This is a genomic window from Exiguobacterium artemiae 255-15, from assembly GCF_000019905.1.
Taxonomy (GTDB): domain Bacteria; phylum Bacillota; class Bacilli; order Exiguobacteriales; family Exiguobacteriaceae; genus Exiguobacterium_A; species Exiguobacterium_A artemiae.
The window spans coordinates 1756644-1769345 of sequence record NC_010556.1; the positions used below are offsets into that span (position 1 = coordinate 1756644).

The 12702-nt window shown below is 45.8% G+C and carries 16 protein-coding genes; 1 reads left to right on the top strand and 15 read right to left on the bottom strand.

Features of this window, described 5'->3' with window-relative positions:
• Positions 1-15: 15 nt before the first annotated feature.
• The 15 genes from EXIG_RS09225 to prsW all read right to left on the bottom strand — a co-directional run bounded on the left by EXIG_RS09225 (position 16) and on the right by prsW (position 11550).
• On the bottom strand, positions 16-789 hold the full coding sequence (locus EXIG_RS09225) for a CheR family methyltransferase (RefSeq protein WP_012370666.1): 774 nt from the start codon (positions 787-789) through the stop codon (positions 16-18).
• A gap of 139 nt (positions 790-928) precedes the next feature.
• Positions 929-1345 carry a nucleoside-diphosphate kinase gene (ndk, locus tag EXIG_RS09230; protein WP_012370667.1) on the bottom strand — a complete coding sequence of 139 codons (417 nt, stop codon included), beginning with the start codon at positions 1343-1345 and terminating at the stop codon, positions 929-931.
• Positions 1346-1439: 94 nt separating this feature from the next.
• The gene (locus EXIG_RS09235) at positions 1440-2354 is read right to left on the bottom strand and encodes a polyprenyl synthetase family protein (RefSeq protein WP_234944524.1); all 915 of its coding nucleotides are present in this window, start codon (positions 2352-2354) and stop codon (positions 1440-1442) included.
• A gap of 49 nt (positions 2355-2403) precedes the next feature.
• Positions 2404-3111 (bottom strand): demethylmenaquinone methyltransferase, encoded by a 708-nt coding sequence (locus EXIG_RS09240; RefSeq protein WP_012370669.1) that lies wholly within the window; start codon positions 3109-3111, stop codon positions 2404-2406.
• Between the two features lie 22 nt (positions 3112-3133).
• Entirely contained in the window at positions 3134-3712 is a 579-nt protein-coding gene (locus EXIG_RS09245; protein ID WP_012370670.1) for a heptaprenyl diphosphate synthase component 1, read from the bottom strand.
• Between the two features lie 142 nt (positions 3713-3854).
• On the bottom strand, positions 3855-4127 hold the full coding sequence (gene hbs, locus EXIG_RS09250) for a non-specific DNA-binding protein Hbs (RefSeq protein WP_012370671.1): 273 nt from the start codon (positions 4125-4127) through the stop codon (positions 3855-3857).
• Positions 4128-4212: 85 nt separating this feature from the next.
• Complete coding sequence (locus EXIG_RS09255) at positions 4213-4947, bottom strand: YphF family lipoprotein (RefSeq protein ID WP_012370672.1); 735 nt, start codon at positions 4945-4947, stop codon at positions 4213-4215.
• The gene (locus EXIG_RS15755) at positions 4944-5120 is read right to left on the bottom strand and encodes a DUF2768 domain-containing protein (protein WP_012370673.1); all 177 of its coding nucleotides are present in this window, start codon (positions 5118-5120) and stop codon (positions 4944-4946) included. Before EXIG_RS15755 ends, EXIG_RS09255 begins: the two co-directional genes overlap by 4 nt.
• Positions 5121-5159: 39 nt before the next feature.
• Positions 5160-6185, bottom strand: a complete 1026-nt coding sequence (locus tag EXIG_RS09265; RefSeq protein ID WP_041261645.1) for an NAD(P)H-dependent glycerol-3-phosphate dehydrogenase — start codon at positions 6183-6185, stop codon at positions 5160-5162.
• Positions 6186-6202: 17 nt separating this feature from the next.
• Positions 6203-7513 (bottom strand): ribosome biogenesis GTPase Der, encoded by a 1311-nt coding sequence (der, locus tag EXIG_RS09270; protein WP_012370675.1) that lies wholly within the window; start codon positions 7511-7513, stop codon positions 6203-6205.
• A gap of 123 nt (positions 7514-7636) precedes the next feature.
• A complete protein-coding gene (gene rpsA, locus EXIG_RS09275; protein WP_012370676.1) occupies positions 7637-8770 on the bottom strand; it encodes a 30S ribosomal protein S1 in 1134 nt (377 codons plus the stop codon).
• A gap of 93 nt (positions 8771-8863) precedes the next feature.
• Positions 8864-9463, bottom strand: coding sequence for a lysophospholipid acyltransferase family protein (locus tag EXIG_RS09280; protein WP_012370677.1), 600 nt, complete (start codon positions 9461-9463; stop codon positions 8864-8866).
• Positions 9460-10131, bottom strand: coding sequence for a (d)CMP kinase (cmk, locus tag EXIG_RS09285; RefSeq protein ID WP_012370678.1), 672 nt, complete (start codon positions 10129-10131; stop codon positions 9460-9462). The genes EXIG_RS09280 and cmk overlap by 4 nt, the downstream gene beginning before the upstream one ends.
• 77 nt (positions 10132-10208) lie before the next feature.
• On the bottom strand, positions 10209-10865 hold the full coding sequence (locus EXIG_RS09290; protein ID WP_012370679.1) for a flagellar brake protein: 657 nt from the start codon (positions 10863-10865) through the stop codon (positions 10209-10211).
• Positions 10866-10890: 25 nt separating this feature from the next.
• A complete protein-coding gene (gene prsW / locus EXIG_RS09295; protein ID WP_012370680.1) occupies positions 10891-11550 on the bottom strand; it encodes a glutamic-type intramembrane protease PrsW in 660 nt (219 codons plus the stop codon).
• A 151-nt stretch (positions 11551-11701) separates the two neighbouring features.
• Here prsW and EXIG_RS09300 point away from each other — a divergent pair, with 151 nt between their 5' ends.
• Positions 11702-12670: an asparaginase gene (locus EXIG_RS09300; RefSeq protein WP_041261650.1), complete on the top strand. Its 969-nt coding sequence runs from the start codon at positions 11702-11704 to the stop codon at positions 12668-12670.
• Positions 12671-12702: the final 32 nt, after the last annotated feature.

Genomic DNA, 12702 nt, shown 5'->3' on the forward strand with positions numbered 1-12702 from the left:
ATCCCCTTCTATCCGTTAGATTTTTTCATAAAAAAAGCTTTGTTTCATTTTTAAGCCAAATCGTTCCGGTTGGAAAATCTGTTCTGTTCCGCCGACAAACAAAATGCCTCCCGGTTTTAAAGCGTCGACGAATGACCGATAGACATGTGCCTTGGCTTCCTCAGTAAAATAAATCAAGACATTCCGGCAGATGATCAAATCAAATCCTGTATCATACCGGTCACCGAGTAAATTATGTTTACTGAATCGAACGAGACGTCTGATTTCAGGAACGACTTCAAACTGTTGTTCTTGTTCGATGAAATAACGTTTTTTCCGTCCTGCTTCCACTTCATTCAGAGCGGACGCTCCGTAGCGGCCTTGTTTTGCCTTCTCAAGGACTAACTCATCTAAGTCCGTTGCTTGAATCGTAAATTGTGCCGGATCGAGCTTTTCGTTTAGGATCATCGCCAACGAATACGGCTCTTCACCTGTCGAACAGGCGGCACTCCACGTCCGAATCCGTCCGTGGGCACGGGCTTGCAACACCGGCAAGATATCTTGCTCCAGTTGCTGCCATCGAATCGGGTTCCGGAAAAACTCACTGACGTTAATCGTCATCCGATCCAAAAATTCTTCATACAAAGTTGAACTTTTTTCCATCGCCTGCATATAAGAAGCAAATGTACTGTATCCTTTTTTATCACGTAATGCTGTTAATCGCCGCTTCATCTGGGCTTCTTTATATTGTCCTAAATCAATTCCTGATTTTTTCAAGAAACGTTGGATGAAAAGCTCATAGTCCTGCATAGTCCACCTCACAAATCCTCTCTCTGGTGGGATTGCTTTTCAGGCACTCCCTGTCTTATTTTCTATCTTAGCATAAAGCCATTTCCTTTCCAAAAAACAAAAAAGACGATTGAGCAGTTGCTCAATCGTCTTGCTGACCTCAAACGTTTAACGGTTGTCCTTGAAACCAAAGACCGAGTTCACGCTCGGCACTTTCAACACTGTCTGAACCGTGAATGACATTCTCGCTCATCGTGTTTGCAAAATCGCCCCGAATCGTTCCCGGTAGTGCTTCCGTCGGTTTCGTTTTACCAATCATCATCCGCGAAACCGTGACTACATCTTCGCCTTCAACACGAAGTGCGACGACAGGACCAGATGTCAAGAAAGTGACCAACTCTCCGAAAAATGGTTTTTCTGCGTGTTCCGCGTAATGAGCCTGTGCTAATTCTTCAGTCACCTGCATCATTTTCATTTCACGAATTACGAATCCCTTACGTTCGATACGAGCGATAATTTCCCCAATCAAACCTCGTTCAACGCCATCCGGTTTTACCATTAAAAACGTTTGCTCCATTACTAGTTCCCCCTATGAAATACAGATAAAAAAAGCGCTTACATAGTAAGTTTACTGCGTAAATGGACAAGCGGCAAGAAATTTTTACATTTTTTCAACCTTTACGTTTCCCGACATACCGGGCGACTTCTTCCAAGGACCGTTTCGCTGATGATTTCGGGAGATGATTCAAGCGGAGAATCGCCCGCCGAATGTATAAATCAACGGTTTGTTGCGTTCGTTCCAACGCATCTGATCGTTGCAACCGGTCCAGTAAAGGAGCCACCTCTTCATGACTCGGCATTGAACGGATCTTTTGTAATTCCCGGAAAAATTCTCGATCTTCCGACGCATAAAATACAGGCAATGTTTTATGACCATGACGCAAATCTTCTGCGACAGGTTTTCCAAGTTCAGTCCGTTTCGCTGTAAAATCAAGCAAATCATCTGCAATTTGGAAAGCTAGACCAATGTCACGCCCAAATTGTCGTAACGCCTTCGTATCTTCCGGTGAACAGTTCGCGACAATCGCCCCGAGATGACAGCTGGCTTCAATCAGGATGGCCGTTTTCCGCTCGATCCGTTTAATATACCGTTTGATCGATTGTTCCCAGTCATACTGATCGTAAATCTGCTCGATTTCGCCTTCACAGATTTCACGCATCGCATGGACCATCACCTGAACCAGTTCCGGTTTGCCAACTTCCCCAATCAGTTTAACTGCCTCACCAAATAAAAAGTTACCGGAATAGAGTGCAACTTCTTCATCAAAGTGTTGCATGACGGTTGGTTTGCCGCGCCGCAGTTCAGCGTCATCAATCACATCATCATGGACAAGTGAAGCCATATGGACCAGTTCAAGACTGGCTGCAACACGCACAAGCTCATCACGATCGGCCTGACCGAACTTTGATGCGAGCAACACAAAGGCCGGCCGAATGCGTTTACCGCCTGCTTGAAGCAATTGTTGTCCGGCAGCATCGATGGTCGGATCGCTCGATGCGATATGACGGATCAAAAATTGATCCACTAAACTTACTTCTTTGGTTACGTCTCGATAAATAGAATGCAGTGACATCTCACCACTTCTTTCCGAGGTGCATTGCAGCTGCCCCACCTGCAAATGCTTTGACTTCCACTTGCATGAATCCGGCTTGTTCAAACAGTTGTTTCAGTTCGACACGATCAAGGAAAACTTCAGTTGACTCTTGCAACCAGTTGTATTGATCGTAGGATTTGGCAAACAAACGACCAACCTGCGGCATGATTTTTCCGAAATACAGGGAGTAAGCTTCCTTAAACAGCGGTGCTGTCGGTTGACTTGTCTCAAGGCAGACGACCGTCCCGCCCGGTTTTAGGACACGGTGCATTTCTTTGATGACCTGCAAATAATCCGGTACATTCCGCAGTCCAAATCCGATTGTCACGAAATCAAACGAATGATCGCCAAACGGAAGCTCCATCGCGTTCCCGTGAATCAACTCGACATTTTTCATCTCAAGCGCTTCAACTTTTTCGACACCAACTTTCAGCATGTTCTCGGAAAAATCAAGTCCTTTGATGACACCGGTCGGACCGGCTGCTTTCGCAAGCTGAATCGTCCAATCAGCGGTTCCACAACATAAGTCGAGACACTTTGCACCTGGAAATACGTTCATCCGGCGCATCGTTTCTTTTCTCCACAATTTATGAAGGCGGAAGCTGATGATGGAGTTCATTTGATCATAATTGCTTGAAATCGATTGAAACACTTCATATACTTTTTTCTCTTTTTCTTGTGTCTGCACGCAGTTCACCCTTTCGAAGATATTACGCTACTGCCATCTGTTCCAGATGAGATAATAACAGTTGTTGAGCACTTGATTGTAAGCTTTGTGCCCGTTGACGAATCAAACGTTGTCCGTCCTCCGTCAACCAGTCTCTTCCGCTAATCGCTGCTAGTCCTTGAACCAATCCGAATTCTGCCTTTAACCATAATAAGACATACTCTTCAGTTGAATCGTAGTTTTCCTCATGAAGGGCACATTTCGCTTCGTTCACATGCTGAACGGTCCGCCCGAGTGTTACGAGTGCCGTTTGGGGAAGCGACGCCAATTCTTCAAAGAAGTAGCTCGAAAATAAATCTCCCGCCAGAACCAGCAGTTGTCGTTCTTTCGAACCTCTTTTGGTCTCTCCGACACGTTCATGTAACAGTAAGGCCACCTGTGCATAATGCACACCTTTGACAAGTGATTGCCAAGCCAACGTTTCATTTTGGGCGACATCGATCAACCAACTGATTTGTTCACGATTGATGGAAGGGAAATCCACATGCCGAGCCAATTGTGTCGTTTGTTTTGTAGTGAGTGCGGTGATCATTTCTTCCACGAGCAGCTCTTGATGATTCATGCTTTTACCCCCCGATCTCCAGTGCCATCTCGTTGATGGATTTTCTTCTTTTTTAATATACCATAATCAGTTCGTTTTCTCGTCTCTCAATGTCCACAAAAAAAGCCGTCCGAGGAATTCCTCGAACGACTATGTAGCCGAATTACTTAACAGCATCTTTCAATGCTTTACCTGGTTTGAAAGCCGGTACTTTGCTTGCTGGGATTTCGATATCTTCTTTTGTACGTGGGTTGCGACCTTTACGAGCTGCGCGTTCACGGACTTCGAAGTTACCAAAGCCAATCAATTGGACTTTCTCTCCAGACTGAAGTGTCTCAGTGATCGATTCGAATGTTGATTCGACAACTTTCGTCACGTCTTTTTTAGTCAGACCTGATTTTTCGACAACTGCTTGAATGAGTTCAGTTTTGTTCATTACGTTCACCCCCTCCCAATCACTTCTTCGAGGCTAATCATACCTTATAAACGTTGATATTACAACATTTTCGTTAGAATCCCCATTAATTTTCTGATTCTTCGATCGATTTCTCAGAAAACACAGGTTCGCCTTTTTTGTTGATTGTGTAACTTTGGGAGTATGCAGGAACAAATGGTTGCTCATCGTAGAGCAAATGCCGAATATCTTGGCCGACTTTCGGCTTTTTCTTCGCTGTTTCGACCGCTTTTTTAAGTTCAGGCAAATAGTTGATAAACAACTGCCCCTGACCGTCTACATAGATCGACAGTTTTTCATCGGAATACGGACTCGGTACTTTCGGTTCCTCTTTGATAAACAGCTTCTTATAATCAAGCGTAAACTGATTTTTCCCGATCGAACCTTTGAAAGGATATTTGTCATTTTTCTTACGGTACGTATCAATGCGGACTTGAAGCTTTTGAAGTTCTTCTGCTACAAGCAAGTCCATCAATTTAACCGTCGGCTTTTTCTCGACATCCACGAGTAAATAAATGAAGGTCCCGCCCCCTTCAAAACTGTTGGGAGGAGGGTCGCTCATATAGCGTGGAATCAGACGTCCGAGTTCGATTTGATACCGTTCCATTAATGGTGTATCCGCTTCTCTTGTTTTAATCGGCAAAACGCCGGTATCTTTTTGATAGGCGTCTACTGCATTTTGAACCGTTCGAATTTGTTCCGGATACGGAACCCGATTCGACGGTTTTTGACTGTCCGGAAATAAACAGCCCGACAACAACATGACCGGAATCAGCATAAAGACTATTAAAAGTTTTTTCATGCACTCGGACCTGCCATGACGATAAAGACCATGATGATCGATGCCACGATAAAACAAAGAAAAGCAATGGTCGACATCAAGAATTGCCAAGCACCGGATAATTTCGTCCGACTGATTGTGACCAATAAGACACTGATCGCAAACAAACCGATCCCGGCAAACGAAATCCACATTTTTAGTAATCCAGGACTCAAGGTTTCCACCCCACTCCGTTAATCTTTCATCGTAAACAGATGTTCAATCTCATTTTTCTGCGGACGGCGCATCAATTTCTGTACTTCTTCTGCCGGAGTATGTCCGTCGAATAAGACATGATAGAGCGCTGTCGTGATGGGTAACTCACATTGTTTCGTTTCTGCTAAATCGTAAGCGGCTTGTGTCGCCCGGACGCCCTCGACGACCATTCCCATGTTCTCAAGAACGGTTTCAAGTTTTTCGCCCCGGCCGATCGCATTTCCGGCGCGCCAGTTCCGACTGTGGACCGATGTACAGGTCACGATTAAGTCGCCCATTCCCGTTAAACCGGTGAACGTCATCGGATTTGCACCGAACAATGTGCCTAGTCGGGCAATTTCGACCATCCCGCGGGTGATCAAGGCTGCTTTGGCATTATCACCGTACCCTAATCCATCAGCCATTCCGGCTGCTAAGGCAATGATGTTTTTGAACGCTCCGCCCAGTTCTGCTCCGATAATATCGGCGTTTAAATAGACACGGAAGTTATCATTCGTAAACAATTCCTGTACTCGTCCTGCCTCTTCCATGTCAGTGGAAGCAACCGTTACGGTCGTCGGCTTACGTAATGCGACTTCTTCCGCATGGGATGGACCGGTCAACACACAAATCGCCGAACGTTTGGAGGCATCGATTTCCTGCTCCATCAATTCTGACAACCGTAAGTGTGTTTTCGGTTCAATCCCTTTTGAGGCATGAATCAGCACGACCGGTTCCGTCAACAATTCGTTTAATTGACGCGATACAGAACGAATCGCAGAAGAAGGCGTCACAATCAAGATATGGGATACCCCTTCGACAGCTTCGCTTAAAACAGTAGTTGCCCGAAGTGATTCCGGCAACGTCACACCTGGTAAGAACTGCGTATTTTCATGATTTTGATTAATGGCATCAACATTTTTTTGATCCCGACCATAAAGAATGACCTCATGACCGTTATCGGCTAAAACGAGCGAGAGTGCGGTTCCCCAACTCCCGGCTCCAATGACTGCAATTTTTTTCATCATGATTCACCTTGTCCTTATTGTTTTTGACGTGCCAGAATCCGAATCGGTGTTCCTGTAAAATCAAAGGCTTCACGAATCCGGTTATCCAGATAACGTTTGTATGAGAAGTGTAACAATTCCGGATCATTGACGAATAAAACGAATGTCGGCGGACGGGAAGCGACCTGTGTTGCATAGTTGATCCGCAGACGAACCCCTTTATCCGTTGGTGCAGGATTCATCGCTACAGCGTCTACGATGACATCATTCAAGACACTTGTCTGAATACGTTGGGCATGGCTCTTCGCTGCTTGTTTGATGACAGGAAGTAACGTTTGTAAACGACGTTTTGTTTTCGCAGAGACGAAAACGATTGGGGCATAATCAAGGAACCGGAATTCTTCGCGAATTTCCTCTTCCATTTTTTTCATTGTTTTATCGTCTTTTTCAACGGCATCCCATTTGTTGACGACGATGACGATGGCACGGCCTGCTTCATGGGCATAACCGGCGACTTTCTTATCTTGTTCGATGATTCCTTCTTCACCATCTAATACGACACAGACGACATCTGCCCGTTCGATGGCTTTTTGTGCACGCATAACACTGAATCGTTCTGTTGATTCATAGACTTTTCCGCGTTTACGCATACCGGCTGTATCGATGATGACATATTCCTGCTCATCCCGTGAGAACGGTGTATCAATCGCATCGCGTGTCGTACCAGCGATACTCGAAACGATGACACGTTCTTCACCGAGAATCGAATTCGTCATGCTTGATTTTCCGACGTTCGGACGTCCGACTAAAGCAAATTTAATCGTATCCTCATCGTACTCGATATCTTCTTTATCCGGTGCCAGTTCAAGCACGCGGTCGAGCATATCTCCGAGTCCTAAACCGTGTGTACCGGAAATCGGATATAAATCACCGAATCCGAGCGAATAAAATTCATACATTAAATCGCGCATTTCAAAATTGTCCACTTTGTTAACAGCGACGACAACCGGTTTATTTGAACGGAATAACATGTTCGCCACTTCTTCATCCGCTGCCGTAATCCCTTCACGGCCGTTGACCATAAAGATAATGACGTCCGCTTCATCAATGGCGAGCTCCGCCTGATGACGCATCATTTGAAGTAAGGGCTCATCCCCGACTTCGATTCCACCTGTATCAATCAAATGAAAATGACGATTCAGCCATTCTCCAGTTCCGTATATACGGTCGCGGGTAACACCTGGCTTGTCTTCTACGATCGAAACCCGATCTCCAATCACCCGGTTAAAAATCGTCGACTTTCCGATATTTGGGCGACCTACGATCGCCACTACTGGAATTGCCATCCCAACACCTTCTTTCTCTTCTCTCGCTTCATAGCCGTTCTATTGTACCAAATGAAGCGGTTTTATACCATATCTATCGGAACATAAAAAAAGTGAACACGTTTCGTGTTCACTTTTACTGCCTTATTCTTTTGTATCCGATTCCTTCTCAGAAAGATCGGCTACCGAAAATCCTTCGTTTTGATCCGTGTACTGAGAGTAGTCATCATTCGACGAATCTTCCTGTTCAAGCACACGTGTCGATAAGGAAATCTTATGTTCCGCGAGATGAACCTCGAGAACTTTTGCTTCAATTTCCTGACCTTCTTCAAGCACTTCGGACGGCGAGCCGATATGGCGGTTGGCAATTTGCGAAATATGAAGTAATCCTTCGACCTGAGGTGCCAACTCAACGAAAGCACCAAATTGAACGATCCGGCGGACACGTCCTTTGACGATGTCTCCCGCTTCAATTTTGCCTTCCATCTGTTGCCATGGACCCGGTTGCGTTTCTTTGATCGAGAGTTTGACTTTTTCCGTGTCCCGATCAACACCTAGGACCTTCACTTCAACTTTTTGTCCTTCCGTCACGATATCCGACGGACGTTCCACGCGGTGATGTGCCATTTCTGAAATGTGAACCAACCCGTCAACACCGCCGATGTCAACGAATGCTCCGAAGTCCGTCAGACGTTGGACGGTTCCTTCTAGAACCTGTCCGACTTCAAGATGTTCCAGTGTCTCTTTTTTCTTTGCATTCAGTTCGCCTTCGACAACGGCTTTATGCGAAAGAATGACACGATTTTTTTCTTGATCCAGTTCGACGACTTTAACGGCAATCGTCCGACCGATATAATCCGAAAAGTCTTCCACGTAGTGGCGTTCGACAAGCGAAGCAGGAATGAATCCGCGGACACCAATATCGACGACCAGTCCGCCTTTGACAATATCTTTCACAACGACTTCAAAAATTTCACCCGATGCGTATTTCGCCTCAACTTTTTCCCATGCCTGTAAGGCATCGACTTCACGTTTGGAAACGACTACTTCTTCATCTGTAATTTTCTTGACCTTTACTTGTAGTTCATCACCGACTTTGAGTGCACCTTGAATGTCATCCAGATGGAGACTCGATACTTCGCTAATCGGCAGGATTGCTTCTGTCTTATATCCGATATCAATGAGTGCTTGCTTGTCTTCAATCTTCACGACCGTTCCGGTTACTACCTGGTCCCGATGAATTTCAAAATCAGGCATATCTTTCATTTCTTCGACCATTCCAACACAACCTCCTCACGATGAGTACAAGAAACGTATGAATACGTTTAACCTTCTTCTAACTTCTTACAATTCTGACTATTTGTCAAGGCATTACGCGTGATTGAAGTAGACGGTTTTAACTTCTTCCAAAATCCGTTCGGAAATTGCCTTTGCCGCTCCCCGTTGATCTCTTAAATCCGAAATATCAACCGGTTTTCCAATGGCAACACGCATCCGGCGGAACGGACGGTAATCGCCGATGATGGCGATCGGTAAGATTTGGGCCGGCGAACGTAAAGCAAAGAATCCGACGCCGGGTTGAGCAGATGTAAACTCGCCGGGAGCCGACCGCGTTCCTTCCGGGAAAATTCCGACCGTTTCATCCGAATTCAGCAATTCAATCGTCCGCTTCAACGCTTGGCGATCGCCTTGTCCGCGACCGACCGGATACGTTCCGGCTGAAATCATGATTTGTTTGAGAACCGGAATGTTGAACAATTCCTCTTTCGCCATGTAGCGGACAGAGCGACTTGTCGGAATGGCACTGACCAAGAACACCGGATCCCAGTTGGAACTGTGATTGGCACAGACTAAAAGCGATCCGTCCGACGGAATATTTTCCTTACCTGTCACCTTTAAACGAAACACCGTTTTGGCAATGATCAGAACGATGAATCGTGCAAGCCGATAGACAAATTCGTTTCGTTTCATTTTAAGGCACCCTCTGCCAGTTCAGTCAGTCGCGCAACGACTTGATCAATGTTCAGTTCTGTCGTATCGAGATAAATCGCATCATCTGCCTGTTTGAGCGGTGAGACCGTTCGTTCACTGTCCCGCTTGTCGCGCAACGCGATTTCATCCTGTAATCCCTTTAAATCGCTGTCCATTCCACGGGCAATGTTCTCCCGGTGACGGCGGCTGGCCCGTTCTTCGACCGATGCCGTCAAAAAGACCTTCAGCTCGGCTTCCGGCAAGACGACCGTCCCAATGTCACGTCCATCCATGACGATGCCTCCCCGTTCCGCCAGTTTACGTTGTGCGATGACCAGTGCTGACCGGACTTCTGCTTGGCGGGCGACAAATGAAACATTGTTCGTGACTTCATTTGTCCGAATCGCATCCGTCACTTCCCGTTCTCCGATGAACACACGTTGTCCCTGTTCGCCCGGCGTCAGTCGGATATCAAGTGATTTCATCAATTCTCCAAGAACCGGTCCGTTCTCTAAATCAAGTCCTTGTTCCAATGCAGCCAGTGTGACCGCACGATACATGGCTCCCGTATCGATATAAACATAATCAAGATGTGATGCTAACTGTTTGGCAATCGTACTTTTCCCGGCACCTGCAGGTCCGTCTAAGGCAATTTGAATCTTCTTCATGAGTGACTTCGTTCCTTCCATCTTCACCAACTTAAGTGGTGTATAGTATCGACCGTTATCATAGCAAAAAAATACGCTTACGTGAATGGGTTCGTTCCACGCCGTGAGTTTTTCATTTGCGCTTGGTAACAGTGCCGTAAGACTAGTTCCCGACTCCGGTCATTGATCCGGGTAAATTGAAAGGCCAGTTCATACCGCGTCTCTCGCGGGTCAACACGAACAAGTTCTGCCAATACATCAACCGTATGTGTCACACCGTCTCCCGTCGGCAGTATGAAGGTTAATTCGAGCTCATCCTTTACTTCGATCGGAATTTGATTTGCCAATACTAAAATACCGCCTGCCGATAAATCGAGCGTGACGGAAGTGAACGGTTCAAACGCTGTTTTGTGCGGGTGAACTGCTACATCCAACAATTGAGGCACCCGGACGAACTGCCGGCGCTGAACACGCTGGATCATTTCTTCCTTCGGCCGGCGTAACGCATACCGCTGACCTCTTAACGGATCATTTTGACGTTCGACGACTTCGGTCTCAAATCCATACAGCTTTCCTTTTTCCTTAAAAAAATAAAATCCAACTTGTTCCTGATCCGATAAAATAAAGGTTTTTAACGTCGAAACTTCACTCGGTGCTTCGATCCAGATTAACCGGTTGGTCACGGCCGTCACTTTCGTCCGTCCTTGACGGTCCTCTTGGTTAGCCAACATGACTAAATCTCCAGTTTCTATCATCTTACTCTCTCCCAGCCCATTCTATTCAGTTACTTTTTCTGTTGTGTCGTTGGTTCAAGCGATTGGCGCTTCGAATTTGATACAGGCCGACAATCCATAATCCGATCATAAATAAAATCGGCACAACCGATATACCACCATTTTCCAATATTAACAAATTAAAGATGGTGTGTACAATCATCGGAACGAAAATTGATAAGGCGAGCCAACGATACGGATGCGTCGAGAACTTGGCTTTTCCCATAAAAAATCCCATGATGACTGCAAATAAAGCATGCCCTGAGACCGGTAACAAGGCACGGAAAACCATATGTTCAACCGTCCCGTTGACCATTAAATATAAAATATTTTCCAGTGTCGCAAATCCTAAGGAACAAGCGACGGCATAAATGATTCCGTCATAATAATCATTAAACCGTTGGTGAATATACACGGTATAAAAGACAACAAACCATTTTGCAAACTCTTCCGTCACGGCCGAACGAACCAATTGAATCGATTCGAGTCCACCAAATTCACTTTGGATGATGTATTCAACGAACATTAAAGGAAAAACAAGAAGTATCCCGAAAATAAAACTACGTAGGATATAGCCTACGGGTTCTGACTCGTGTTCGTGGCGTAAATAAAAATATGTCAGCAATGCAATTCCTGGGGCAATTCCTGAGAAAACGATTGGTAACACGTCTCCTCCCCCTTCCTATTCTCTTAGAATAAAGGTTTCTCACGGAAAAGAAAACCGCACCCATTGTTTCTCTTGAAAAAAAGGGTACAATGTTAATGAAAATGACCGGAAAGAAGGTGAAGGTTGTTCGTTATCCGACGACAACTGTTTAATGAAAAAATTACTTTTGATTCATACCGGAGGCACCATCGCGATGGCGCAAAATCATTCCGGTCACGTTTTACCGAATGAGATCAATCCTCTGGACGCCTCGTTGCCACGTGCGACCGATATCGCCGACATTACGACGCGTCACTTCTCGAACCTGCCGTCTCCACACATCACACCGGAAATCATGTTGCGGCTGGCTCATTTCATTAAAGAGGAGTTACAGACCGGTGGATATGACGGAGTCGTCATCACGCACGGCACAGATACATTGGAAGAAACCGCTTATTTTCTTCAGCTCACAATCGGAGCTCCTATCCCAATCGTCTTGACCGGTGCCATGCGTTCGTCTAACGAAGTCGGATCAGACGGTGAATTTAATTTGATTACCGCCTTACGGGTTGCCGTCAGTGCGGCTGCTCAAGACAAAGGCGTCCTCGTCGTCTTTAACGGAGAAATCCACTCGGCGTTTAATGTCACGAAAACCCATACTTCTTCAGTCGATACGTTCAAATCCGTCCATTTTGGAAATTTAGGGATGGTCACAAAAGATCACGTGTACTTATTTAATACTCCGCTTCTTAAACCGACTCATATGGTGACACAATTGAGTAAACGTGTCGCTGTCTTGAAAGTCTATGCCGGGATGGAACCGGACTTACTGCTTGCGATCAGCGAACTCGGATACGACGGTCTAGTGCTCGAAGTTCTCGGTCAAGGAAACGTGCCGCCTAGCCTGGTCGATGCGATCCAGTCGTTAACCGAACAGATGCCTGTCGTCATCGTCAGCCGTTGTTTTAACGGGATTGTCCAGGACGTATACGGCTATACGGGAGGCGGTCAACAGTTAAAAGAACTGGGCGTGATCTTCTCGAATGGATTGAATTCTCAAAAAGCACGGTTGAAGTTAATGATTGAACTTGAAATCGGTGCCAATCATCATGCTTTGGAAGAATCTTTCCGCGTCGAATAAAATTATGCAGGCAAAAGGGAGAGGCTTCCGTA

Coding starts and splice junctions, on each gene's coding strand:
- EXIG_RS09225 (WP_012370666.1), bottom strand. CDS start 789: ATGCAGGACTATGAGCTTTTCATCCAACGTTTCTTGAAAAAATCAGGA.
- ndk (WP_012370667.1), bottom strand. CDS start 1,345: ATGGAGCAAACGTTTTTAATGGTAAAACCGGATGGCGTTGAACGAGGT.
- EXIG_RS09245 (WP_012370670.1), bottom strand. CDS start 3,712: ATGAATCATCAAGAGCTGCTCGTGGAAGAAATGATCACCGCACTCACT.
- hbs (WP_012370671.1), bottom strand. CDS start 4,127: ATGAACAAAACTGAACTCATTCAAGCAGTTGTCGAAAAATCAGGTCTG.
- EXIG_RS09255 (WP_012370672.1), bottom strand. CDS start 4,947: ATGAAAAAACTTTTAATAGTCTTTATGCTGATTCCGGTCATGTTGTTG.
- EXIG_RS15755 (WP_012370673.1), bottom strand. CDS start 5,120: ATGTGGATTTCGTTTGCCGGGATCGGTTTGTTTGCGATCAGTGTCTTA.
- EXIG_RS09265 (WP_041261645.1), bottom strand. CDS start 6,185: ATGAAAAAAATTGCAGTCATTGGAGCCGGGAGTTGGGGAACCGCACTC.
- der (WP_012370675.1), bottom strand. CDS start 7,513: ATGGCAATTCCAGTAGTGGCGATCGTAGGTCGCCCAAATATCGGAAAG.
- rpsA (WP_012370676.1), bottom strand. CDS start 8,770: ATGGTCGAAGAAATGAAAGATATGCCTGATTTTGAAATTCATCGGGAC.
- EXIG_RS09280 (WP_012370677.1), bottom strand. CDS start 9,463: ATGAAACGAAACGAATTTGTCTATCGGCTTGCACGATTCATCGTTCTG.
- cmk (WP_012370678.1), bottom strand. CDS start 10,131: ATGAAGAAGATTCAAATTGCCTTAGACGGACCTGCAGGTGCCGGGAAA.
- EXIG_RS09290 (WP_012370679.1), bottom strand. CDS start 10,865: ATGATAGAAACTGGAGATTTAGTCATGTTGGCTAACCAAGAGGACCGT.
- EXIG_RS09300 (WP_041261650.1), top strand. CDS start 11,702: ATGAAAAAATTACTTTTGATTCATACCGGAGGCACCATCGCGATGGCG.